The 23,403-nt window shown below is 68.2% G+C and carries 23 protein-coding genes, 2 tRNA genes and 1 pseudogene; 14 read left to right on the top strand and 12 right to left on the bottom strand.

Annotated elements, in window-relative coordinates; genetic code table 11:
• The first annotated feature begins 117 nt into the window (after positions 1–117).
• The gene (locus BDD16_RS22835) at positions 118–678 is read left to right on the top strand and encodes a PEP-CTERM sorting domain-containing protein (RefSeq protein WP_218897882.1); all 561 of its coding nucleotides are present in this window, start codon (positions 118–120) and stop codon (positions 676–678) included.
• A 48-nt stretch (positions 679–726) separates the two neighbouring features.
• Here the strand turns inward: BDD16_RS22835 and BDD16_RS23365 are convergent, their stop codons facing one another.
• Complete coding sequence (locus BDD16_RS23365; RefSeq protein ID WP_179635545.1) at positions 727–1,662, bottom strand: DNA-binding protein; 936 nt, start codon at positions 1,660–1,662, stop codon at positions 727–729.
• A 122-nt stretch (positions 1,663–1,784) separates the two neighbouring features.
• Between BDD16_RS23365 and BDD16_RS19925 the strand changes: the two genes are divergently transcribed.
• The 9 genes and pseudogenes from BDD16_RS19925 (at position 1,785) to BDD16_RS19885 (ending at position 9,025) form a co-directional block, all read left to right on the top strand.
• A complete protein-coding gene (locus BDD16_RS19925) occupies positions 1,785–2,963 on the top strand; it encodes a site-specific integrase (RefSeq protein ID WP_179635544.1) in 1,179 nt (392 codons plus the stop codon).
• A gap of 84 nt (positions 2,964–3,047) precedes the next feature.
• On the top strand, positions 3,048–4,061 hold the full coding sequence (locus BDD16_RS19920; protein WP_179635543.1) for a D-2-hydroxyacid dehydrogenase family protein: 1,014 nt from the start codon (positions 3,048–3,050) through the stop codon (positions 4,059–4,061).
• A 7-nt stretch (positions 4,062–4,068) separates the two neighbouring features.
• Positions 4,069–5,274: an MFS transporter gene (locus BDD16_RS19915; protein WP_310732904.1), complete on the top strand. Its 1,206-nt coding sequence runs from the start codon at positions 4,069–4,071 to the stop codon at positions 5,272–5,274.
• Positions 5,267–5,851, top strand: coding sequence for a chromate transporter (locus tag BDD16_RS19910; RefSeq protein ID WP_179635542.1), 585 nt, complete (start codon positions 5,267–5,269; stop codon positions 5,849–5,851). The genes BDD16_RS19915 and BDD16_RS19910 overlap by 8 nt, the downstream gene beginning before the upstream one ends.
• Positions 5,848–6,390, top strand: a complete 543-nt coding sequence (locus BDD16_RS19905; RefSeq protein WP_179635541.1) for a chromate transporter — start codon at positions 5,848–5,850, stop codon at positions 6,388–6,390. Before BDD16_RS19910 ends, BDD16_RS19905 begins: the two co-directional genes overlap by 4 nt.
• A gap of 30 nt (positions 6,391–6,420) precedes the next feature.
• Positions 6,421–6,609, top strand: a pseudogene (locus BDD16_RS19900) (c-type cytochrome); the annotation flags it as partial.
• An 11-nt stretch (positions 6,610–6,620) separates the two neighbouring features.
• Positions 6,621–7,520: an FAD-dependent oxidoreductase gene (locus tag BDD16_RS19895; RefSeq protein WP_179635540.1), complete on the top strand. Its 900-nt coding sequence runs from the start codon at positions 6,621–6,623 to the stop codon at positions 7,518–7,520.
• A gap of 44 nt (positions 7,521–7,564) precedes the next feature.
• Positions 7,565–8,842: an RNA-guided endonuclease InsQ/TnpB family protein gene (locus BDD16_RS19890; protein ID WP_179635539.1), complete on the top strand. Its 1,278-nt coding sequence runs from the start codon at positions 7,565–7,567 to the stop codon at positions 8,840–8,842.
• 18 nt (positions 8,843–8,860) lie between these two features.
• On the top strand, positions 8,861–9,025 hold the full coding sequence (locus BDD16_RS19885; protein ID WP_179635538.1) for a hypothetical protein: 165 nt from the start codon (positions 8,861–8,863) through the stop codon (positions 9,023–9,025).
• Positions 9,026–9,044: 19 nt separating this feature from the next.
• Here the strand turns inward: BDD16_RS19885 and BDD16_RS19880 are convergent, their stop codons facing one another.
• The 4 genes from BDD16_RS19880 to BDD16_RS19865 are packed head-to-tail and all read right to left on the bottom strand — an operon-like array spanning position 9,045 to position 12,000.
• Positions 9,045–10,217 carry an MFS transporter gene (locus BDD16_RS19880; RefSeq protein WP_179635537.1) on the bottom strand — a complete coding sequence of 391 codons (1,173 nt, stop codon included), beginning with the start codon at positions 10,215–10,217 and terminating at the stop codon, positions 9,045–9,047.
• Complete coding sequence (locus tag BDD16_RS19875; RefSeq protein ID WP_179635536.1) at positions 10,214–10,558, bottom strand: hypothetical protein; 345 nt, start codon at positions 10,556–10,558, stop codon at positions 10,214–10,216. Before BDD16_RS19875 ends, BDD16_RS19880 begins: the two co-directional genes overlap by 4 nt.
• Positions 10,555–11,304, bottom strand: a complete 750-nt coding sequence (rlmB, locus tag BDD16_RS19870; RefSeq protein ID WP_179635535.1) for a 23S rRNA (guanosine(2251)-2'-O)-methyltransferase RlmB — start codon at positions 11,302–11,304, stop codon at positions 10,555–10,557. Before rlmB ends, BDD16_RS19875 begins: the two co-directional genes overlap by 4 nt.
• A gap of 27 nt (positions 11,305–11,331) precedes the next feature.
• Positions 11,332–12,000 carry an ABC transporter ATP-binding protein gene (locus tag BDD16_RS19865; RefSeq protein WP_179635534.1) on the bottom strand — a complete coding sequence of 223 codons (669 nt, stop codon included), beginning with the start codon at positions 11,998–12,000 and terminating at the stop codon, positions 11,332–11,334.
• Between BDD16_RS19865 and BDD16_RS19860 the strand changes: the two genes are divergently transcribed.
• The gene (locus tag BDD16_RS19860) at positions 11,999–12,676 is read left to right on the top strand and encodes an arylesterase (RefSeq protein ID WP_179635533.1); all 678 of its coding nucleotides are present in this window, start codon (positions 11,999–12,001) and stop codon (positions 12,674–12,676) included. The genes BDD16_RS19865 and BDD16_RS19860 overlap by 2 nt on opposite strands.
• Positions 12,677–12,688: 12 nt before the next feature.
• Here the strand turns inward: BDD16_RS19860 and phaR are convergent, their stop codons facing one another.
• The 5 genes from phaR to BDD16_RS19835 all read right to left on the bottom strand — a co-directional run bounded on the left by phaR (position 12,689) and on the right by BDD16_RS19835 (position 16,847).
• Positions 12,689–13,282, bottom strand: coding sequence for a polyhydroxyalkanoate synthesis repressor PhaR (gene phaR / locus BDD16_RS19855; protein ID WP_179635532.1), 594 nt, complete (start codon positions 13,280–13,282; stop codon positions 12,689–12,691).
• 174 nt (positions 13,283–13,456) lie between these two features.
• A tRNA-Val gene (locus BDD16_RS19850) sits at positions 13,457–13,533 on the bottom strand.
• Positions 13,534–13,563: 30 nt separating this feature from the next.
• Positions 13,564–13,640: transfer RNA gene (locus BDD16_RS19845), tRNA-Val, on the bottom strand.
• Between the two features lie 54 nt (positions 13,641–13,694).
• Positions 13,695–15,956 (bottom strand): RelA/SpoT family protein, encoded by a 2,262-nt coding sequence (locus BDD16_RS19840; protein ID WP_375139085.1) that lies wholly within the window; start codon positions 15,954–15,956, stop codon positions 13,695–13,697.
• A gap of 12 nt (positions 15,957–15,968) precedes the next feature.
• Positions 15,969–16,847: an alpha/beta fold hydrolase gene (locus BDD16_RS19835; RefSeq protein WP_179635531.1), complete on the bottom strand. Its 879-nt coding sequence runs from the start codon at positions 16,845–16,847 to the stop codon at positions 15,969–15,971.
• A gap of 73 nt (positions 16,848–16,920) precedes the next feature.
• On the opposite strand from BDD16_RS19835, the gene BDD16_RS19830 reads away from it, so the two are divergent.
• On the top strand, positions 16,921–17,691 hold the full coding sequence (locus BDD16_RS19830) for a 3-hydroxybutyrate dehydrogenase (RefSeq protein WP_179635530.1): 771 nt from the start codon (positions 16,921–16,923) through the stop codon (positions 17,689–17,691).
• 13 nt (positions 17,692–17,704) lie between these two features.
• On the opposite strand, the gene BDD16_RS19825 is transcribed toward BDD16_RS19830, so the two are convergent.
• Positions 17,705–18,433, bottom strand: coding sequence for an SIMPL domain-containing protein (locus BDD16_RS19825; protein ID WP_246332620.1), 729 nt, complete (start codon positions 18,431–18,433; stop codon positions 17,705–17,707).
• A gap of 183 nt (positions 18,434–18,616) precedes the next feature.
• Here BDD16_RS19825 and ompR point away from each other — a divergent pair, with 183 nt between their 5' ends.
• Both ompR and BDD16_RS19815 read left to right on the top strand, forming a co-directional pair.
• On the top strand, positions 18,617–19,351 hold the full coding sequence (gene ompR / locus BDD16_RS19820; protein WP_179635529.1) for an osmolarity response regulator transcription factor OmpR: 735 nt from the start codon (positions 18,617–18,619) through the stop codon (positions 19,349–19,351).
• Positions 19,352–19,463: 112 nt separating this feature from the next.
• Positions 19,464–20,879, top strand: coding sequence for a sensor histidine kinase (locus BDD16_RS19815; RefSeq protein WP_246332619.1), 1,416 nt, complete (start codon positions 19,464–19,466; stop codon positions 20,877–20,879).
• Positions 20,880–20,903: 24 nt separating this feature from the next.
• Here BDD16_RS19815 and BDD16_RS19810 read toward each other — a convergent pair whose 3' ends face one another.
• Positions 20,904–23,387, bottom strand: a complete 2,484-nt coding sequence (locus BDD16_RS19810) for a glycogen/starch/alpha-glucan phosphorylase (protein ID WP_179635528.1) — start codon at positions 23,385–23,387, stop codon at positions 20,904–20,906.
• Positions 23,388–23,403 lie beyond the last annotated feature (16 nt).

Here is a 23,403-nt window from a genome sequence, read left to right as displayed (position 1 = left end):
TTATGACGACCACTGTTTTCGGAGCCTTTGATTGCGGGGTATCCGGAAAATCATGTCTTTGAAAAAAATATTACGTGCTAGATTGGTTGTGTCGTTTACACACCAACCGGAGGATATATGAGCAAAATCTCGTCAATTCACGTGGCAATTTGCGCCGTGCTGGCGGCATGTTCGCTGTCGGCCCATTCGGCGCCAGAGACGTTGGCCAACAATGGCCACACCTACGAGTGGATTTCAGGGCCGTTCTCGTGGGATCAAGCCTTGGCAGATGCGTCCACACACACGAACGCGGGCCAGACTGGCTACATGGCCACGATCACGTCTGCAGCGGAGAATGATTTTGTGCACGGCTTGGCCAATACTCGACTGGCCTGGATCGGTGCGTCTCAAGTCAATGGTGACTGGGTCTGGCGTGCTGGTCCGGAAGCGGGCCAGGCGCTCTCGTACAGCAACTGGGGGACGAACCAGGGCTTGAACCAGTCGCTCGAAACCCATGCGGGCATCAATTGGTTCGGCCAGACCCAGAAACGATGGGATGATTTCGGCGTCGTCGTCCAGACATTCGGGTATGTGGTCGAGTATGACGCGGTCACTGCGGTCCCGGAGCCAGAAACCTACGCCATGATGCTGGCGGGCCTGGGTGCACTGTCGCTGGTGGCGCGTCGGCGCGTCCGCTGACGGGGCGGGGTTTGCTGCAGGGAAAACCGCCTTCGGGCGGTTTTTTCGTCATGGACGGCAACCACCCCCTCCGTCATTCCCGCGCCCACCCCCTCCGTCATTCCCGCGCAAGCGGGAACCCACCCCCGCACCCACCGCCCCCCGGCGCTCCCGGATCCTGACGCGCAGCCGCTCGGCCTCGACGCGATCGAGCCGCTCCTGCAGCGCGCTGGCGCGCAGCTCGACCCTGGCGAGCGCCTGCACCTGCTCGACGAACTGGGCCTGGCTGCGAGCGCGCTCGGCGGCGAGGGCCTGGTCGCGCTCGGCGCGGGCGTCGCGGGCGAGCTGCTCGGCGAGGAGGCGGGCCTGGCGCTCGCGGTCCATGTCGGCGGCGGCGCGGCGCTCGGCGGCGCTGGCGCGCTCGGCGGCGGCGGCGACATCGGCCTGGGCCTGGGCGCGCAGGGCGTCGCGCTGGGCGTGGGCGTCGGCGAGTGCGCGGGCGTGGGCGTCGGCGCGCTCGGCCAGCGCGGCCTGGGCCGCCTGGGCCGTGGCCTGGGCGGCGGCGTGGGCGCGCTGCAGGGCGTCGAGGTCGGCGGCCAGGGCGTCGGCGCGGGCGCGCTGGCGGTCCAGCGCGGCGCGGAGGTCGTCGGCGGCGGCCTGGGCCTGGCGCTGCAGGGCCTCGGCCTCCAGGGCGCGGGACTCGGCCTGGCCACGGGCGAGCGCCTGGGCGGTGTCCCACAACTGCGCGGCCAGCGCCTGCACGGGCGCGGGGGTGTCGTCGGCGGCGGGCGCACGGAAGGCCTGCGGGTCGGCGATGCGCGCGCCCAGGCGCGAGAACCAGGTGTCCAGGTGCGGGCTGACGGTGTTGGGCGAGCCGCGGCCGATGTGCAGGCGCACGCGCTCGATGGTGGGGCGCTGGCCGTCGAGCAGCAGCGCGTCGGCGGCGCGCCAGACGTCCTGGTCGGTGATGCCGCGGGGCCTGGGATCGGTCCGGGTCTGTGCCATGCAAGCGCCCTCTTTCGTTCGGATGATTAACTATCGATAATTGAAGCTTATCGCTAGTGATGCTGGTTATCTGTCAGATATCATACAGCGTACACCATACATCATACAAACCGGAGTCCTGCATGTCCGACCTCGCCCGCGCCGCGCTTTCCTCCGTCGTCCCCTCCGATCTGCTGCTGCTGCCGCCCGATGGCGCCACGCCGCTGCTCGTCGTCGACGAACTCCCCGAGAGCAGCCAGGCCGCCGTGCGCGCGCTGCTCGACCAGGGCGAGTCGCCCAACACCGTGCGCAGCTACCGCTCCGGCCTGCGCTACTGGGCCGCCTGGTTCAGCGTGCGCTATGGCCGCCGCCTGGCGCTGCCCCTGCCGGTGCCCGTCGTGCTGCAGTTCATCGTCGACCATGCCGAGCGCCTGGACGACGCCGCACGCCTGGTCCACGGCCTGCCGCCCGCCGTCGACGCCGCGCTCGTGGCCGCCGGCCACAAGGCCAGCCTCGGCGCGCCCGCGCTCGCCACGCTCGTCCACCGCGTCAGCGTCCTGTCCAAGCTCCACCAGCTCCAGGGCCTGGACAACCCCTGCGACGACGGCCGCGTGCGCGAGCTCATGGCCCGCATGCGCCGCGGCTACGCCCGCCGCGGCGCCCAGCAGGTCAACGCCAAGCCCGCCCTCACGCGCGAGCCGCTGGAAGCCCTGCTGGCCACCTGCGACGACTCCCTCGTCGGCTTGCGCGACCGCGCGCTGCTCCTCTTCGCCTTTTCCAGCGGCGGCCGCCGCCGCTCCGAGGTCGTCGCCGCCACGCTCGACAACACCCGCCGCCAGGCCGGCGGCTGGGTCTACCAGATGGGCGTCTCCAAGTCGAACCAGGCCGGGCGCGCGCGCGGCGACAGCCACAAGCCGATCGTGGGCCGCGCGGCCGAGGCGCTGCAGGCGTGGCTGGAGGCCTGGCAGCGCGCGGCGGCCGCGGCCGGCCAGCCCGCGCCCAGCGGCGGGCTGTTCCGCCGCATCGGCAAGTCGGGCGTGCCGGGGGCGGCGCTCTCGGCGCAGTCGGTGCGCCTGATCGTGCAGGCGCGCTGTGCGCTGGCCGGGCTCGATCCGGCGTTCTCCGCCCACTCCCTGCGCTCCGGCTTCGTCACCGAGGCCGCCCAGCAGAACATCCCCATGGCCGAGACCATGGCCCTCACCGGGCATCGCTCTCCGGCCAGCGTGTTGGGGTACTTTCGCAAGGGCGAGGTGCTGGGGATGCGCGGGGCCGCGCTGCTCGATGGGGGGACGATGGACAACAACGACAAAAAGAAGCGTTGAAGCCACGCCCGGCGCAAGTCAGGCGGTGCCAATCGGCTTTGACACCAAAGAAAGGCACAATGTCGGGCTCCACGCGATCACTCCATGAACATCATCATCCTCGACGACTACCAGGACGCCGTGCGCAAGCTGCGGTGTGCCGAACGTCTGGAACTACAGAACGTCAAGGTCTTCACCAACACGGTCAAGGGCATCGGCCAGTTGTCCGTGCGGCTGAAGGACGCGGAAATCCTGGTCCTGATCCGGGAACGTACCCATTTCCCCCGTGCCTTGCTTGAAAAGCTGCCGCGGCTGAAGCTGATCGCCCAGACGGGCCGTGTCGGCGCCCACATCGATGTCGAGACCTGCACACGCCTGGGGATCGCCGTCGCGGAGGGTGTCGGCTCGCCGCTGGCCCCGGCCGAGCTGACCTGGTCGCTGATCATGACGGCCATGCGCCGGTTGCCGCAGTACATCGGCAACCTCAAGCATGGCGCCTGGCAGCACTCGGGCCTGAAGGCCGGCTCCATGCCCCCGAACTTCGGACTGGGCATGTTGCTGAACGGCAAGACGCTCGGCATCTGGGGCTATGGCCGCATCGGCAAGCTGGTGGCGGGCTACGGCCGCGCCTTCGGCATGAAGGTGCAGATCTGGGGCAGCGAGCGCTCGCGCCTGCAGGCCGTTGCCGACGGATTCGAAGCGGCCGAGAGCCGTGAAGCCTTCTTCAGCGATGCCGACGTGCTGAGCCTGCACCTGCGACTCAGCGAGGGCAACCGCGGCCTGATCACGATGGACGATCTGGCGCGGATGAAGCCGACCTCGCTGTTCGTGAACACGTCGCGGGCCGAACTGCTCGGCGACACGCTGCTGGTGACGGCCCTCAACCGTGGCCGTCCCGGCATGGCGGCGGTGGATGTCTACGAAAGCGAGCCGATCCTGCAGGGGCATCCGCTGATGCGCCTCGAAAATGCCGTCTGCACACCGCACATCGGCTACGTGGAACTCGATACCTACGAGAACTACTTCCAGGCGGCCTTCGACAACGTGACGGCCTATCTGGCCGGTACACCCACGAACATCGTCAACCCGGACGCGTTCAAGCTCCATCCGGGGCTCTGACGTGCGCGTGGCGACGCCCTCGCCGGTGGTCGCTGCCGGCAGCGTGGACGGGCCGGCGCTGCTCGCCAGCCAGCGTGCGCTGCTGTTCGGCAATTTCACCATCGGCTGCGGCGTGATGGTGGTGCCCGGCTCGCTCAACGATCTGGTGCGGTCGCTGGAGATCTCGGTCGCGCTGGGCGGGCAGCTCATCAGCGTGGGCGCCATCGGCATGTGTCTGGGCGCGCCGCTGCTGGCGGCGCTGCTGGCCGGCTGGGATCGCCGACGTCTGCTCGCGCTGACGCTGCTCTGGTACGGACTGGGGCACCTGCTCTGCGCCCTCGCCCCGGGTTATGCCGCGTTGCTGCCGCTGCGGGCGCTGGCTGTGCTGGGTGCGGCCGTCTTCACGCCGCAGGCGGGTGCGGCGATGGGCTTCATGGCGCCGCCGGCCAAGCGCGGGCGCGCCATCACCACCATCTTTCTCGGCTGGTCCCTGGCGTCGGTGCTGGGGATGCCGCTGCACGCCTACATCGGCGAAGCCTTCGGGTGGCGCTGGGCCTTCGGGCTGGTGGCGGTGCTGGCCATGGTCGGCGCGGTGTGGGTCTGGCGCGCGCTGCCCTCGGGCGTCAGGCCGCCGGTGCTGTCGCTGCGGGCGTGGTCCGAGGTGTTCACGCACCCGGTGCTGATGGCAGTGATCGTGGTCACGGCGCTGAGCGGCGCGGGCCAGTTCACGCTGTTTGCCTACATCGCGCCCTACTACCGCCAGGTGCTGGGCGCCACGCCGCTGGAGGTGAGTCTGCTGTTCATGTGGTTCGGCGCCTGGGGGCTGGCGGGGAATGTGGTGCTCAGCCGCCACGTGGACCGCATCGGGGCCGCGCGCGCGGTCGGGCTGTATCTGACCGGGATCGCGCTGAGTCTGCTGATCCTGCCGGTGGCCACGCGGCCGTGGATGATGGCGCTGGTGATGATCCCGTGGGCCTTCGGGACCTTCGCCTCGAACTCGGCGCAGCAGGCCCGGCTCGGTCATGCGGCACCGCTGCTGGCCCCTGCCTTGCTGGCACTCAACACCTCGGCCATCTACCTGGGCCAGGCGATCGGCGCGATGTCCGGCGGCGCGATCATCAATGCGGCCGGTTTTGGCGCGCTGCACTGGGCGGGTCTGGGCTGGACACTGCTGGCCCTGGCCCTGAGCGGATGGGCGGCGCGCCGCATCCAGCGGGATCCGGCCCATGTCTGAGCCGGACACCACCGCACTGCGCCGGCCGCAGGCGCCGATGCAGATGTTCTGGGTCTTCAGCAAGCTGGCCCTGCAGGGCTTCGGCGGCGTGATTGCCATCGCGCAGCGCGAACTGGTCGATCGACAGCGCTGGCTGACGGCCGCCGAGTTCCTGGAGTTGCTGGCGGTCAGCCAGGTGCTGCCGGGGCCGAACGTGGTCAACCTGTCGCTGATGCTGGGTGACCGCTATTTCGGCTGGCGTGGCGTGGTGGCTTCCGTGGGCGGCATGCTGCTGCTGCCGATGCTGGTCGTGCTGGCGGCGGCGGCCCTGTACGGCCACTGGTCCGGCCTGCCCCAGGTGTCGGGTGCGCTGCGCGGCATGGGCGCCGTGGCCGCCGGCATGATCATCGCGACCGGCCTCAAGGCGATCGGCGGTCTGCGCAAGAACCCGCTCGGGCTGCGCACCAGCCTGTGCTATGCGGCGCTGACGGTGGTGCTGATCGGCGCGCTGCGGTTTCCGATGGCGGCGGTGGTCACGGGGCTGGGCGCGGTGACGATGGGCCATGTCGCATGGCGGCTGAAGCGGCAGGCGACATGACCGCCCTCTCCGGCGCCGACCTGCTGCAGATGTTCCTGCACTTCCTGCTGATGTCGCTGCTGTCGGTCGGCGGCGCCATCACGACCGCGCCGGACATCCACCGCTACCTCGTCGGCGAACGCCACTGGCTCACCGACGCCCAGTTCACCGACTCGGTCGCCCTCGCCCAGGCGGCGCCGGGGCCGAACCTGCTGTTCATCGCCGTGCTGGGCTGGAACGTGGCCGGACCGCTGGGTGTCGTGGCCGCGATGTCGGGCATCCTGCTGCCCAGCTCCACCATCGCCTGGGCGGCCACCCGCTGGGGTCAGCGGCGACCCGACCATCCCGCGGTGCGCGTGTTCACGAACGGACTGACGCCGCTGACGGTCGGGCTGCTGCTGTCCACCGGCTGGGTGCTGTCGCAGCCCGTGCTGGGCCATGGGCAGCCGGGAGGCGTCGTGCTGATCGGCCTCACGGTCGTGGTGATGCTGTGGACCAGGGTCAGTCCGATGTGGCTGATCGGGCTGGGGGCGGTGGCGGGGGCGATGGGCTGGGCTTGACCTGGCGCAAACGGCCACGGATGCTTCCAGTGCCACGGCACCAACGGCAAAGGCGGTGGTTTTGACGCGCTGGTCGGGCAGTCGGTCAACGAAATCTACAAGAAGCTTGTGGAGTTTCGCTCTGGCAAGGAAGACAACGCCCTGATGACCAAGCACGCGATGGGCTACACCGACGCCCAGATGCGCGCGCTCTCGGCCTGGCTGTCCACCCAACGCTGAAGGAAACCACCATGCAACGACGCAATTTCCTCGGCCTGGGCACGCTGCTGGCCTCCTCGTCCCTGTTGACCCTGCCCGGCTGTGGCGGCGGTGGCTCCGATGCGGACATCGAAGCCGACCTGATGCAGGCACAAGCCGACGAGCACACCGCACGCGCCCTGGCCGTCTCGCCCGCCAGCCCGAAGGCCCGCGTGATCGTCATCGGCGGCGGCATGGCCGGCGCCACCTTCGCCAAGTACATGCGGATGTGGGGCGATGCGGTCGAGGTGACGCTGGTCGAGCGCTCGTCGGTCTACACCTCCAACATCATGAGCAGCATGGTCCTGACCGGCCAGCGCACGCTGGCGAGCCTGAACTACAAGTACGACACGCTGCGCACCAAGTACGGCGTCAAGACGGTGTTCGCGGAGGTTCGCGCCATCGACCCGGTCCTGGCGCGGGTCACGCTGGCGTCGGGCGCGGTGCTGACGGCGGACCGGATCGTCCTGGCGCCGGGCATCGAGTTCGACCCCGTCGCCGGCCTGACCGATCCGAACCTGATGCCACACGCCTGGAAAGCTGGCCCCCAGACCACGCTGCTGACCAACCAGCTCAACGCCATGCCCGCCGGCGGCACGGTCGTGCTCACGATCCCGAAGGCGCCCTACCGCTGCCCGCCCGGCCCCTACGAGCGCGCCTGCCTGCTGGCAGACTGGCTCAAGCTCAAGAAGCCCCGCAGCAAGATCATCGTGCTGGACGCCAATCCGGACATCCTGGTCGAGAAGGACAACTTCATGAGCGCCTTCCTGGGCCTGCACGGCTCGGTGCTGGAGTACCGCAACAACGTCACCAGAAAGCGCGAGAAGCCCCGTCCTTCAGGGCGGGGAGGTAGAGCGCAGGCTCGCGCAGCGAGCCGTTGGCTTGGTGGATGAGTTTCCTGTGGCATGGTTGACTGGCTTTGTATACAGTATCGATCATGTCCATTCGAGCCTTCCGCTTCCAGTTGCGCCCCAAGCCCGGCACCGCACACGCCCTGCGCCGGTTCGCTGGCGCATGCCGCTGGGTATGGAACCGGGCCATCGGCGAGCAGCAGCGGCTGAGGGCGGCGGGCGAGAAGTTCTCGGGTTACGCGGTGATGTGCCGCTGGCTGACAGTGTGGCGCAACGACCCGGACACGGCGTGGCTGGCTGAAACGCCGGTGCAGGCGCAGCAGCAAACGCTGAAGCGACTGGAGGCGAGCTACCGGCGCTTCTTCGAGGGCCAGGGCGGTTATCCCCGGTTTCGCGGGCGAGGCCAAGATGCCGGACTGCGGTTCCCGAAAGCCTCGGACTGCAAGCTCGACCTGGACAACCAGCGCCTGAAGCCACCGAAACTCGGCTGGGTGCGGATGCGCCAGTCGCAGTCGGTCGAGGGCGAGGTTCGGAACTGGACGCTGACACAGGAGCGGGGCCGCTGGTTCGTGTCGATCCAAGTTGAACAAGCTGACGTGATCCCGGCGGCGGGGCTGGTGCCGACGCTGGGGATCGATTTCGGGGTGACGCTGTTCGCCGCGACGACAGACGGGGAGTGCGTGGCGCCGCTGAATGCGTTGAAGCGGCAGCAGAAGTACCTGAAGCGCGTGCAGCGATCGGTGTCGCGCAAGGTGAAGGGGTCGAAGAACCGGCGCAAGGCGATCGACCGACTGGGCAGGGTGCATGCGCGGATCGTGGCGCAGCGCAGCGACTGGCTGCACAAGCTGACGACGCGGTGGGCGAACGAGCATCCGGTGATCGCGATCGAGGATCTGAAGGTGGCGGCGATGAGCGCCAGCGCCAAGGGCACGGCCAGCGCGCCAGGAAAGCGGGTGCGACAGAAGGCGGGGCTGAACCGCTCGATCCTGGATCAGGCGTGGGGCGAGGCACGGCGACAACTGGAATACAAGACCGCGGCCCGAGGTGGTGCAGTGGTGCCAGTGGACCCGGCGTACACGAGCCAGCGGTGCAGCGCCTGCGGGCACACCGCCAGAGAGAACCGGCCGACGCAAGCCCGCTTCGCGTGCGAAGCGTGCGGGCACAGCGAGAACGCGGACCTGAACGCCGCGAAGAACATATTGGCCGCGGGACACGCGGTCTGGGTCGCAAGGCCCGAAGCCTGTGGAGCGGAGGTCAGACGCGCCAGACCCGTGAGGGGACGACGCGCAGCCGCGAGGAAGCAGGAACCCGCCGAAGGCTCGGCCGCGCAAGCGGTCGCGCCCGCCGGAATCCCCGTCCTTTAGGGCGGGGAGGATGTCAAGATGAAACAGGCGTCCTGGCTGCACGCGATGTTCCAGTACGACGTGGCCACGGCCACGATGAAGGGCGTCCCGGAAGCCACGGGGGCCTCGCCGGGCTGGAATGCACAGGGCTTCAGCGAAATGGACAAGTGGTTCAAGACGCTGATGGGCGACACCTTCGCCTGACGCGCAGCCGCTCGGTCGTTCAGCCGGTGGGGCCGCGACGCCACAGCGCCCAGGTCCCCACCGCCGCCCACGCCGCCAGCAGCGCCGGGAATCCCCACTGCGGCGACCACTGCAGCGCTGCGCCACCCAGCGCTGGCGCCATCATCCCGCCGAGCGTGTAGGACATGACCAGCACCGACGTGGCACTCACCAAGGCCACGCCCTGGTGCCGGTGGCCGATGTCGATCATTGCCACCGTGTAGAGCCCGCCGCCCGCACCACCCCACAGCACCGCCACCACCCAGGCCAGCGCCCCCAGCTCACCCACCCACGGCAACAGCAGCGTGGCCAGCAGGTTCAACAGCGCGCACGTCCGCCACACCCGCACGCGCCCCCAGCGGTCGACCAGTTCGCCGATCGGCACCATCATCAGCGTGCTGCCCAGCCCGCTGGCCGACACGAGCAACGCCGCCAGCGCAGCACTCAGGCCGATCGCCAGCCCGTACAGCGGCAGCACGCTCGCCAGCCCCGCCTCGAAGAAGCCGCCCACCAGCCCCGCGACCATGACCACCGGCGCAGCGCGCACGGCGTCGACGATCCCGGGAATGCCCAGCCGCGTGCCCTGATCCTCCAGGTGGCTGTGCAGGGCCGGCACGCGCCAGCTCAGCAGCAATGCGACCCCCATCAGCGCGGTGGCAAGCCAGCGGATCACGTGGGCGTCGATGCCGGCCGAGGTCAGCGCCGCCAGCAGCGCCGGCCCGACCACGAAGGTCAGCCCGACCATCGTCTCGAACAAGCCGACGATGCGCCCGCGGCGGGCGGCGGGGGCCAGTTCGGCCACCATCGACTCCGCGACGATCCAGCGCAGCGAACCGGCCATGCCAGCGCACAGGTACAGCACCGTCCAGACCGCGATCTGCTCGGTCAGGTTCATCAGCGTGAATGCCACGAACGGCACTGCCGCACTCAGCAGCAAGGCGCCCCGGGCACCGAGCCGGCGCACCCACAAGGCGGTGAACGGTGTCGCGAGCGCCATGCCCAGCCACTGCGCGGCGCTGAACAGGCCGATCGTGCTGGTGGACAGGCCGCGCTCCTTGAGCGTGAACAGCAGCAGCGGGCCGTACATGAACAGGCCGCACAGCTCCAGGAATGTCGCGCCGAACAGCGCCGTCAGCCCTGCCCGCCCGCGATCTGACGCGGGCGGTGGACTCAACGCGGGCTCTCGTGGAAGACGTAGGACGTCGAGTAGTCGCTGACCTCGAAGTAGACGCGCTTCTCGCCGTCGTCCTGCGTGCCGTTCAGGTTCTCGTCGAGCACACCGTAACCGTAGCGGTACGGCCGGGCCGTCTTGTCCTCGGTGCCGTAGGCGGTGCTCATCTTGTCGATCTTGATGAAGCGCTTGACGAGCTTTTCACCCGCGTAGACCTCCAGCACGCCGTTCGTGCCGGTCCAGTTCTGGACGCTGCGCAGGATCTCGTTCTGCTTTTCCTGGGTACAGCCGGCCAGCGCAGCCGCAGCGAGCAGCAGCATGGACAGATGGTTTGTCATCCTCATGTGGACACTCCCTGGCGCGAACGCTGGCGCAGCACCTCGTAGAGGCACACGGCCGAGGCGACCGACACGTTCAGGCTCTCGACCGCCCCGTGCATCGGGATGTGGACCAGCACATCGCAGGTCTTGCGCGTCAGCGCCCGCATCCCCGCGCCTTCGGCACCCAGCACGACCGCGACCGGCCCGGTCAGGTCCAGGTCATAGATCGACTGCTTGGCGTCGTCGCTGGTGCCGACGACGAGGATGTCGCGCTCCTTCAGCTCGCCCATCGTACGCGCCAGATTGGTCACCATGAAGTACGGCACCGACTCGGCCGCGCCGCTGGCCACCTTGGCCACCGTGGCATTGACGCCGACCGCATGGTCCTTCGGTGCGATGACCGCGTGTGCGCCCGCCCCATCCGCCACCCGCAGACAGGCGCCGAGGTTGTGCGGATCGGTCACGCCATCCAGCAGCAGCACGAGCGGCGGGCCTTCGACGCTGTCGAGCAGGTCGTCGAGCGAGTGGTTCACGGCCAGCACCGTGACGCGTGCGACGACGCCCTGGTGGCGGGTCGTGCCGGCCAGCTTGTCCAGCCGGGCGCCATCGCTTTCGACGATGGTGCGACCGCTGGCTTGCGCGCGCTCGATGAACTGGCGCATGCGCGCATCACGGCGGGCCGTGTCGATGTGGACCTCACGCACCGATTCGGGCGCCGTCTTCAGACGCACCTGCACCGCGTGGAAACCGAAAAGTAGTGTTCCTGACATAGTTTCCGATGGTAGCGCAGCGCGGGCTCAGACCATGCGCCCGGCCTCCAGCCGGATCTGTCGGTCGCAACGCTCGGCGATGCGCGGATCATGGGTGACGAGGACCAGCGTCGTGCCGATCTCGCGGTTCAGCTCGAACATCAGCTGCATCACCGACTCGCCCGTCGCGTGGTCGAGGCTGCCGGTCGGCTCGTCGGCCAGCAGCAGCGCCGGCCGCACCACGAAGGCCCGCGCCAGCGCCACCCGCTGCTGCTCGCCGCCCGACAGCAGCTTGGGATAGTGGCCGAGCCGCTGCCCCAGCCCGACCCGGCCGAGCATCTCGGTGGCCAGCGCCCGCGCGTTGCGCTCGCCGCGCAGCTCCAGCGGCAGCATCACGTTTTCCAGCGCGCTCAGGTGGCCCATGAGCTGGAAGCTCTGGAACACGAAGCCGATGCGCTCTCCACGCACGGCGGCCCGGGCGTCCTCGTCGAGTGCGAACAGGTCGATGCCGTCCAGCCGGACCGTGCCGTCACTGGGCGTGTCCAGCCCGGCCAGGATCGACAGCAGCGTGCTCTTGCCGGACCCCGATGCGCCGACGATCGCCACCGATTCCCGTGGCGCGAGCTGAAAACTGATCTCGTGCAGAATCGTCAGCTCCCCGACGGAATCCCGGACGCGCTTGCTGACGCCGGCTACTTCAATGATTGCTACACCCATGCTGAACTCTGATGACCCCACTGTTTGGACGCGTCGCGACTGTATCGCGCGTGCGTTGTCCTGCGTGGCGCTCGGGGTTGCGGGTCCGGTGGCCATGGCGGCACCTGCAGGCAGCGGGGTCCGGATCCTCGTGCTCGGTGACAGCCTGTCGGCCGAGTACGGGCTGGCGCGCGGCACCGGCTGGGTGGCGCTGATGGAGGCCCGGCTGGCACGGGACAAGATCGCGGCCACCATTGTCAATGCCAGCATCAGCGGCGACACGACATCGGGCGGGCGGGCACGCATCGGCGCCCTGCTCTCGCAGCACCGGCCCACGCACGTGGTGATCGAGCTGGGGAGCAATGACGCGCTGCGTGGTCTGCCCCTCAAGAGCAGCCAGGACAATCTGGTGGCCATCGCGCAGGCGGCCAAGGCGGCCGGCGCCAAGGTGCTGGTGGTGGGGATGCAGGTGCCGCCGAACTATGGCGGGGCCTACACGCGCGATTTCCACGCGATGTTCGGCGAGGTGGCGCGCTCGCAAGGGGCGGCGCTGGTGCCGTTTCTGCTGGCCGGCATCGCGGATGACCCGGACCCGGTGCGCTGGTTCCAGGCCGACCGTCTCCACCCGAATGCGACGGCACACCCGCGCATCCTCGACAACGTCTGGCCGGTGCTCAAGCCCTGGCTGAAGGCTTGAGGCGGGTTCGGATCAGGGCTTGGCAGGCGGCGTCGGCGGCGTGAACCCCGCCATGCCGGGGAAGAAGGTCTCGGCCTGCTTCTGCATCGTTTCCTGCATCTGCGTGAGGATCGACTTCGACTGGTCGAAGTAGTTGCTCATCATGTGCTGCATCGCCGGGGGCTGCACGGCCATGAACTTCGCCCAGGCTTCCGGATTGAAGGCCTTGCCTTCGTAGAGGCCGCCCGTCTGGTCGGCAAAGCGCTTCTGCAGATCGACGAAGCCCTGGAGATTGCGCTCCATGTACTCGCCCATCATGCCTTGCATGGTGTGGCCGTAGAACCGGATGAGCTGCGCCAGCATCTGGGTCGAGAACATCGGCATGCCGGCGCTTTCCTCTTCCAGGATGATCTGCAGGAGGATGCTGCGCGTCAGTTCGTCGCCGGACTTGGCATCCCGTACCTCGAAGACTTCCGCGTCCAGCACCATCTGCTTGACGTCGGTGAGCGTGATGTAGCTGCTCGTCTGGGTGTCGTAGAGACGGCGGTTCGGGTATTTCTTGAGCACGCGCGGTCCGTCGGGCTGACCTGTTGTGGCCGTTTCCGCGGCGCGGCGATTCGATGGCATGCAACTCTCTCCTGTGTGCGTGTGCACAAAGATTCTAGGCAGCCCTTGGGGCGACCCTTCGCTAGGGTTTGCCCCGGACTTCACCCAGATCAACGGGTACGAACGGTGTGCGACGACGCAAACAATGAAAAAGGCGCTGACAGAGCCTGTCAGCGCCTTTTCATTTTTTCAATCTGGTAGGCGCAATTGGATTCGAACCAACGACCCCCACCATGTCAAGGTGGTGCTCTAACCAACTGAGCTATGCGCCTAAGGGTCTTGCGATGAACTTCAAAGTCTTCTGGTAGGCGCAATTGGATTCGAACCAACGACCCCCACCATGTCAAGGTGGTGCTCTAACCAACTGAGCTATGCGCCTGAAGAGCCTCGAACTATAGCGTGTTTTTAGATTCCGTCAATCGTTTTCAGGTACTTATTTTCTTCGGGCACTTTGGACCCCGTTCACCTCTGCGACCTGGCGCAGTACGTGGGCCAGCGCGGCCGAGTCCCGCACCTCGATGGTGAAGGTCATCCGGGCCGTTTCACGGACGGTCTGGGTGTTCACACCGATGACGTTCGATTTCTCGCGCGCGAAGACTTCCGAGATATCGCGCAGCAGCCCCTGCCGGTCGTGGGCGATGACGGAGATGTTGACCGGGTAGACCGCCGGCCGCCCCTGCACGGGCGCCACTTCGCCCCACTGGACGTCGATCAGGCGCTCCGGATGGCGTCCCGCCAGTTGCCGCAGGTTGGCGCAGTCGGCACGGTGCACCGCCACCCCCTTGCCACGGGTGACGAAGCCGCCGATGGCATCCGGTGGCGCCGGCCGGCAGCAATGCGCCAGTTGTGTGAGCAGCGACTCGACCCCCACCACCAGCACCGCGCCGCGCCCGCCCGCCGCCGCCGCCGCTGGCTTGAACAGCGGCATCTCGGATTCGGGGGTCGGCGGCGCCACCGGCGCAGGTGGTCGCAGCACGCTCTCGATGTTGCGCAGCGAGAACTCGTCCTTGCCGACCACCTCGAACAGCGCCTCCGCGTTGCGGAAGCCGAGCTGTCCGGCCAGATCGTCCAGCTTGATCGCCGTCTTGCCCTCGCGCTGCAGCAGCTTGTCGACGGCCTCGCGGCCACGGGCGATCGTCTCCTGCAGCGCACGTGCATTGAACCAGGCGCGTGCCTTGGCCCGCGAGCGCTGGCTCTTCAGATAGCCCAGCTGCGGGTTGAGCCAGTCGAGCGAGGGGCCGCCCTCCTTCGTCGAGATCACTTCGACCGTCTGCCCGCTCACCAGCGGGGTGTTCAGCGGCACCATCTGGCCGTCCACGCGGGCGCCGCGGCAGCGGTGGCCCAGATCGGTGTGCAGGTTGTAGGCCAGATCCACCGCGGTGGCGCCCGCCGGCAGCTCGATCAGCCGGGCCTGCGGCGTGAAGACGTAGATGCGTTCTTCGAAAAAGCTCTGGGCCGGCGTGTTGTGGCCGACAAAGTCGCGCTCCCACGCCAGCAGTTGCTGCAGGACCGCGCGCCGCGCCTGCGCCACCCGGCCCTCGAAATCGCCCGCAGCGCTCACCCCGGCGTAGCCCTTGGTGCCGGCTTCCTTGTAGGCCCAGTGCGCTGCCACGCCGCTTTCGGCGTGGTCGTGCATCTCGCGGGTGCGGATCTGGATTTCCAGCGGCCGGCCGTCCTGGTCCAACACGACGGTGTGCAGCGACTGGTAGCCGTTCGGCTTGGGGCGCGCGATGTAGTCGTCGAATTCTTCCGGCAGCGGCCGCCAGACCTCGTGCACCCGGCTGAGCGCCGCGTAGCAGTCCGGCACCGAGGCGACGATCACCCGCAGCGCCCGCAGATCGAACACGCGGGACAGCTGGAGCTGCTTGCCCTGCATCTTCTTCCAGATGGAATACAGGTGCTTCGGGCGGCCGTGGACCTCCGCCTGCAGCCCCACCTGCGCCAGCTCGTGCGCCAGGTGGTCCCGCGCCGCTTCGATGCCTTGCTCGCGCTCGATGCGCTTTTCGGCCAGCTCGGTGGCGATGCGCCTGTAGTCGTCCGGCCGCAGGAAGCGGAACGCCAGATCTTCCAGCTCCCACTTGATCTGCCAGATGCCCAGCCGGCTGGCCAGCGGCGCAAACACCTGCTGCGCTTCGCGGGCGAGTGCCACCGGGCACGGCGCCTTGGTGGCCGCGTAGAAGCGCAGCGTCTGCAGCCGCGAGGCCAGGCGCAGCAGCACCACGCGCAGGTCGCGCGAGAACGCCAGCAGCATCTTGCGCACCCGCTCCAGCTGTTCGGCCAGCAGTTCGCGGTCGGTTTCGTCCGTCCAGGCGTTGCGCGCGTTGCGCTGGATGCGCACCAGCTGCCGCGTGTGCGTGACGAGGCTGGCGTAGGAGGCACCGAAAGCCTGTTCGACCACGGTTTCCGGCTCGCTCAGGTAGTCACCGGCGTACACCAGGTAGACCGCCGCCTGCATCGACGGCGCCGCGCCGATGGAGCGCAGGATCTCGGCGACTCCGTCGGCATGGTCGAGTGCGTTCTCGCCGGTGTCGAAGCGGCTGTTGGCCAGCAGGGGCTGCGCGAACTGGCGGGCTCGGTCCAGCCGGTCCATCTCCTGCGCGACCGAGGTGGTTTCGCCGGTATCGCCGATCGTGTCCGCCGCCAGCCGGACGATGGGGGCGGCGGCCTCGGCGGGTTCGAGGCGGGTGCTTTTCACGCGGACACCCTCTCAGGCGAGCAGGAACTCGCGCACGCAGGCGACCTGGTCGTCGGCGATCAGGGTCGGCGCGTGCCCGACACCGGCGAATTCCACGCACGGCGCCTGGGGGCCGCGCTGGCCCATGGCGCGGGCCGTGTCGGCAGACAGCAGATCGGAGTCCTGGCCCCGCACCAGCAGTGTCGGTACGGTGACGCTGTCGTAGGCCTTCCACAGCATGGCTTCGCTGAAGGCCGCGATCTCGGGCGTGAAGGCGCGGAACGGCACGGCGATGGCGGGGTCGTACTGGAACATCCAGCCGCCTTCGGGCGCCGGCTTGAACTGCGGGCGGCTCAGCGCCAACCACTGTTCGGGCGTGTGCGGACCGAAACTCTGCGAGATGCTCCAGAGGAACTCCGCGCCGGCCTCGACCGACGGAAAGCGCATCGGCGCGCCGAGGTAGGTGCCGATGCGCTGCAGCGAGGCAAACTCGATCACCGGCCCCACATCGTTCAGCACCAGACGGCTGATCGGCGAGACCTGCCCTTGCGCGTGCAGGGACGCCAGCGACAGGCCGATCAGCCCGCCCATCGAGGTGCCGACCCACGACACCTGCTCGACGTTCAGCCGTGCCAGCAGCGCGACCATGTCGGCCACATAGGTGGGCACGGCGTAGAGCATCGGGTCGGGCAGCCAGTCGGAGCGGCCACGGCCGACGACATCGGGGCAGATAACCCGGAAATCGGCAGACAGCGCCTGCGCCAGCGTGTCGAAATCGCGTCCCTGGCGGGACAGCCCATGGGCGCAGACGACCACGCGGGGGTTGTCCTGCGCACCCCATTCCCAGTAGGCCATGCGGTGCAGGCCCTTGGGGTTGGCGCAGGTGACGTGGTGCAGGCGGGGTTCGGTCATGGGGGACTGTGTCAGGGATGGCTCGGATTCGAGCCCGATAATGGATGTTAACCAACCACCAGAGGATGAATTCATGCTGAAAGGTAAAACCGCATTGGTCACCGGCTCCACCAGCGGGATCGGGCTGGGTGTGGCGCTGTGCCTCGCACGTCAGGGCGCCAACGTCATTCTCAATGGCTTCGGCGATGTCGACGGCCCGAAGGCCGAAGTGGCGGCGCTGGGCGTGCAGGTCGGCTACCACGGTGCCGACATGAGCAAGCCCGCCGAGATCGAGGCGATGATGGCCTACGCGCAGGCCGAGTTCGGTGGCGTGGACATCCTGGTGAACAACGCCGGCATCCAGTTTGTTGCGCCGATCGAGGACTTCCCCGTCGAGCGCTGGGACGCGATCATCGCCATCAACCTCAGCTCCACCTTCCACACGACGCGGCTGGCGCTGCCGGCCATGCAGGCGAAGAACTGGGGCCGCATCATCAACATCGCGTCGATCCACGGCCTGGTGGCCTCGACGCAGAAGTCTGCCTATGTGGCGGCCAAGCACGGCGTGGTCGGCCTGACCAAGGTGACCGCGCTGGAGAACGCCACCACCGGCGTGACCTGCAACGCCATCTGCCCGGGCTGGGTGCTGACGCCGCTGGTGCAGAAGCAGGTCGACGCCCGCGCCGCGAAGGACGGGGTCGACAACGCCGAAGCCGTGCGCCGCCTGCTGGGCGAGAAGCAGCCGTCGCTGCAGTTCACCACGCCCGAAGAGCTGGGCGAGCTGGCGGTCTTCCTGTGCTCGCCCGCCGGCAACAACGTGCGCGGCGTGGCCTGGAACGTGGACGGCGGCTGGACCGCCCAGTAAGGCTGCCCGCGCTTCAGCGCGTCAGCGTCACCGAGCCCTGCACGGTGGCGCTGAGCACGCCCTTGCCAGCCTCGGTCGGTAGCGGCGCGGCGTCCGCCTGCATGGCCGTTGCCCGCACCATCGCAAGCGCCGGCCGTCCGCCCAGGTCGCCGTCGCTGGACTGCACGCTCACCTCGCGCAACTGGTAGCCGGTGAAGCCGAACTGCCGCGCCATCGCCTCGGCGCGGGCCCGGAATTTCTGGATCGCCTGCGCCGTCAGCTCCGCCTCGTTGCGCTCACGCAACTCCCGGGACAGGCTGTAGCCGGTGCCGACGATGTTCATGCCGGTCAGCTTGCCGGCCGTCGTGGCCACGCGGGCGATGTCCTTGCCCTCCAGCACCAGGCCGGCCGTGCCGGTCCATCCATTGGGTTTGCCTTCCCGGCCATAGCGTGGCGACAGGTTGAAGCCTTCCGTGCGCACCGCCATTCCTGCGGGGTCTGCCTGCTTGCGGGCCTCGTTCAGCGCGGCGTCAAGCACCTGCTTCAGGGCGGACTGCACCGTGTTGGCGTCCGTGCCGTCACGCACCACTTGCAGTGAAACGGTCAGCACATCCCGCGTGACTTCCAGGCTGGCGCTGGTGCTGAAGGCGAGCTGGTTGGCAGGTGGCGCGTCCGCGGCCTTGGCGGTGCCGCTCGCAAGACTCAACGCCAGCACCGCGGTCGGCAGGAGCGGCAGGCGGCAGCGGCGGTTCATCGGGGTCATGGTTCGATCCTCCAAGGGTAGATACGGTAGTTTCAACGATGGGCCCTCGCCTGCGGTTCGTGAATAATTCACAGATGTGCGCGATGAGCCAGAGCGCAAGAAATGTAACAGGGGGTCAGACTGGATGAAAAAGTTGGCGGACCTGCGCAGAATCGCCACTGTTACAAATTCGGAGTACGCCCCATGACCACCGCCAACGCCCAGCGCACCGACCGGATCGTCGTTGTCGACGACGACGCCCGCATCCGCGACCTGCTGCGCCGCTACCTCACCCAGGAAGGGTTCGAGGTGCTGCTGGCCGAAGACTCGAAGGCGCTGAACCGCATCCTGACCCGCGAGACCATCGACCTGATCGTGCTCGACCTGATGCTGCCGGGCGAAGACGGCCTGTCGATCTGCCGCCGCCTGCGCGCGGCCAACGACCTGACGCCCATCATCATGCTCACGGCCAAGGTCGAGGACGTGGACCGCATCGTCGGCCTCGAAGTCGGTGCCGACGACTACCTGCCCAAGCCCTTCAACCCGCGCGAACTGCTGGCCCGCATCCACGCCGTGCTGCGCCGCCGCCCGGTCATGGAAGCGCCCGGTGCGCCGTCGCGCGACGCGCAGACCGTCATCTTCGGCCCCTTCGAGTTCGATCTGGCCCTGCGCCGCCTGACCCGCGAAGGCGAAGTGATCTCGCTGACCACCGGCGAGTTCTCGATGCTCAAGGCCCTGGTGCGCCACCCGCGCCAGCCGCTCAGCCGCGACAAGCTGGCCCAGCTGGCCCGCGGCCGCGAGTTCGAGCCCTTCGACCGCAGCCTCGACGTCCAGGTGTCCCGCCTGCGCAAGATGATCGAGCCGGATCCTTCCCAGCCGCGCTACATCCAGACCGTCTGGGGCGTCGGCTACGTGTTCGTGCCGGACGGTGCAGCGTGAATGCACAGCCCCTGATACATTTGGTTTCAAATACCCTAACCTGTAGTCAGGGGATCCACTGCGAGCGGCTCGGCCGGCGCATGGTGACCAACCGACGCTGCTGACCTCCTTCATGGCCTCCACGAGTTCCTCCTACCCTCCGCCCCAGGCCCCTCGCGAGTCGCTGTTCAGTCTGCTGGCCCGCGGCGTGGGCACAGTGGTGCGCCGCTACATGCCGATGAGCCTGTTCTGGCGCACCTTCCTGCTGCTGTCGCTGATGCTGGGGGTGGGCATCCTGGGCTGGGTCTACACGCTGCGGTTTCTGGAACTGGAGCCGCGCGGCGTCCAGGCCGCGCAGCAGATCGCCAGCCTCGTCAACCTCTCGCGCGCCGCCTTGCGCTACACCGACCAGGTGAACCGCGTGGCGCTGGTCAAGAACATCGCCGAGCAGGAGGCCGTCAAGCTCCAGCCCCGCGAGCCCAACGACCGCTGGGAGCCCTTCGAGATCGACCGTTTCACCCGCGCCATCGGCTCGGAACTGCGCAGCCAGCTCGGCCCCCAGACCATCATCGCCAGCAGCGTGAACGGCAAGCCCGGGCTCTGGGTCGGCTTCCTGATCGAGACCGACAACTACTGGCTGCAGGCGGACCGGGGCCGCGTCCAGCCCGCCGTCACCGGCAAGACGACCTTTGCAGTGATGGGGCTGACCTTCCTGCTCACACTGGGCGGCTCGGCGCTGATCGCAGGTCTCATCAACCGCCCGCTGCGCCAGTTGTCGATCGCCGCCAGCCGCATCCGTGACGGCGAATACACGCCCAGTCTCGACGAGAACACGACGACCCGCGAGATCCGCGAGGTCAACCGCGGCTTCAACCGCATGGCGCGCGAGCTGGCCAAGATCGAGGACGACCGCGCCGTGATGCTGGCCGGCATCTCGCACGACCTGCGCACGCCGCTGGCCCGCATCCGGCTGGAGACCGAGATGAGCGTCTACGACGAGGAGGCCAAGCGCAACATGGCCGCCGACATCGACCAGCTCGACGCCATCATCGACAAGTTCATGGACTACGCCCGGCCGACCGAGGTCAAGCTGGTGCCGATCGTGCTGGCGGTGCTGCTGGACACGGTGATCCGGCGCGTCAACGGCGAGCACCTGAAGGTGGTGGCGCGCGTCACGACCGACGTGCGCGTGCTGGCCGACGAGACCGACCTGGACCGTGTCTTCGCCAACCTGTTCGAGAACGCCCGCCGCTATGCCCAGGCCGAGGATGGTGTCGCACGGGTCACGGTGACCTACGCACGCTCGGGCGACTGGGTGCTAGTCAGCGTGCGCGACGAAGGCCCGGGCGTGAGCCCGGAGCAGCTGGCGCGGCTGACGACCCCGTTCTACCGCGGCGACAAGGCCCGCACGCACACGCACAGCACGGGTGCGGGTCTCGGACTGGCCATCGTGGACAAGACCGTGACCCGCATGGGCGGCCAGCTGGAGCTGAGCAATGCGTCTGGCGGCGGCTTCGTGGCCTACGTGAAGCTGCGCAAGGCGCCCTGAGGCACCCCGCGCCGACGGTCGTGGTCAGCCGGCTGCGTGCGAGACCGGCAGCAGCACCGGCTTCGAATGCCAGATGTCGTGCGCGTACTCGGCGATCGTGCGGTCGGACGAGAAGGTGCCCATGCCCGCGATGTTGAGCACCGCCTTGCGTGACCACTCGTCCGCATTGCGGTAGAGCGTGTCGACCCGGTCCTGCGTCGCGATGTAGTCGGCGTAGTCGGCCAGCAGCAGGTAGTGGTCGCCCCAGTTCACCAGCGTGTCGAAGATGGCCTGGAAGCGGGCCGGCTCGGACGGGCTGAACACGCCGTTGCGGATCGCGTCCAGCGTGGCGCGCAGCTCCGGGTTCGACTCGTAGTACATGCGCGGCTGGTAGCCCTGGGCACGCAGTTCGGCCACCTGCGGCGTGGTGTTGCCGAAGATGAAGAAGTTCTCCGCCCCCACCTGCTCGCGCATCTCCACGTTGGCGCCATCCAGCGTGCCGATGGTGAGCGCGCCGTTGAGCGCGAATTTCATGTTGCCGGTGCCCGAGGCTTCGGTGCCGGCGGTGGAGATCTGCTCGGACAGGTCCGCCGCCGGGATGATCACCTCGGCCAGGCTCACGCTGTAGTTCGGGATGAACACCACCTTGAGCCGTCCGCCGACGCGCGGGTCGTTGTTGACCGTCGTGGCCACATCGTTGATGAGCTTGATGATCAGCTTGGCCTGGTGGTAGGCGGAGGCCGCCTTGCCGGCGAACACGACCACGCGCGGCACCCACTGCGCGTCCGGATTGGCCAGGATGCGCTGGTAGCGGGTGATGACGTGCAGCACGTTCAGCAGCTGGCGCTTGTACTCGTGGATGCGCTTGACCTGCACGTCGAACAGCGCGTCCGGGTTCAGATCGACCCCCAGCTGCTGGAGCACCAGGCGGGCCAGGCGCTCCTTGTTCTGGCGCTTGACCTTGCGCACCGCGCCCAGGAAACCGGGCAGGTCGAGCGCGTGCTTCAGGCCTTCCAGCTGGTCGAGCTGCCGGCGCCAGCCGCGGCCCAGGCGCTGGTCCAGCAGCGTGGCCAGTCCGGGGTTGGCCTGTGCCAGCCAGCGGCGCGGCGTCACGCCGTTGGTCTTGTTGTTGAAGCGTTCGGGCCAGAGCTGGGCGAAGTCGGCAAAGATCGACTCCTTCATCAGCTCTGAGTGCAGCGCCGAAACCCCGTTGATCGAGTGGCTGGCGACCACCGCCAGATAGGCCATGCGCACCCGCCGCTCGCCCGACTCGTCGATCAGCGACAGCTTGCGCATCAGCTCCGGCTGGTGGCCGTGCTGCGCGCTGACATCGCCGAGGAAGTGGGCGTTGATGTCGAAGATGATGCGCAAGTGCCGCGGCAGCACGCGGGCGAACATCTCCACCGGCCAGGTTTCCAGCGCCTCGTGCATCAGCGTGTGGTTGGTGTAGCTGAACACCTTCTGGCACAGCTGCCATGCCTTCAGCCACGGCACGCGGTGCTCGTCGACCAGCAGCCGCATCAGCTCGGGGATCGCCAGCACGGGGTGCGTGTCGTTCATGTGCACGCTGACCTTGTCGGGCAGTGCGTCGAAACCGGTGTGGGTGCGCAGGTAGCGGCGCACCAGATCCTGCAGGCTGGCCGAGACGAAGAAGTATTCCTGCCGCAGCCGCAGCTCGCGGCCGGACGGGGTCGAGTCATCCGGGTACAGCACCCGCGAGACGTTCTCCGAGTGGTTCTTGCCCTCGACCGCGCCGAAGTAGTTGCCCTGGTTGAAGGCGCGCAGGTTCATCTCCTCGGTGGCCTTGGCGGACCAGAGGCGCAGCGTGTTGGTCGCCTCGGTGCCGTAGCCGGGGATGATGGTGTCGTAGGCCATCGCCAGCACGTCGTCGGTGCCGACCCAGCGCACCGTCTCGCCGTGCTGCTCCAGCTGGCCACCGAAACGCACGCGGAACTGCACCTCCGGCCGCGGGAACTCCCACGGGTTGCCCTTCGTCAGCCAGTAGTCGGGCGCCTCGACCTGCCGGCCGTCGACGATCATCTGGCGGAACATGCCGTAGTCGTAGCGGATGCCGTAGCCGAAACCGGGCACGCCCAGTGTCGCCATCGAATCCAGGAAACACGCTGCCAGCCGCCCCAGGCCACCATTGCCCAGCGCGGCATCCGGCTCCAGGTCAAACAGCTTGTCGGTGTCGACGTTGACGTCGAGTTCCGACAGCGCCTGCCGGATCGTGGGCATCAACTCCAGCGCCAGGATGGCGTTGGAGAAGGTGCGGCCGATCAGGAACTCCATCGAGAGGTAGTAGACGCGCTTGACGTCCTGCGCGTACTGGGCGCGGGTCGTCTTCATCCAGCGCTCGACGAGGTGGTCGCGCACCGCGTAGGAGACGGCGTGCAGCCAGTCCTGCGGCAACGCCGACACGGGATCCTTGCCGACCGTGTACATCAGCTTGTTGGAGATCGCGCGCTTGAACGCGCCCACATCGCGGGCGAGGTGGTCGTACTGGTGTTCGAACTGGGTGATGTCCATGGGCGGATCGGTGTCG

Origin of the sequence: Sphaerotilus montanus (assembly GCF_013410775.1) — a bacterium.
Lineage (GTDB): Bacteria > Pseudomonadota > Gammaproteobacteria > Burkholderiales > Burkholderiaceae_C > Sphaerotilus > Sphaerotilus montanus.
Note: the sequence above shows the minus strand (reverse complement) of the source record. Positions and strands in the feature narration are given on the sequence as shown.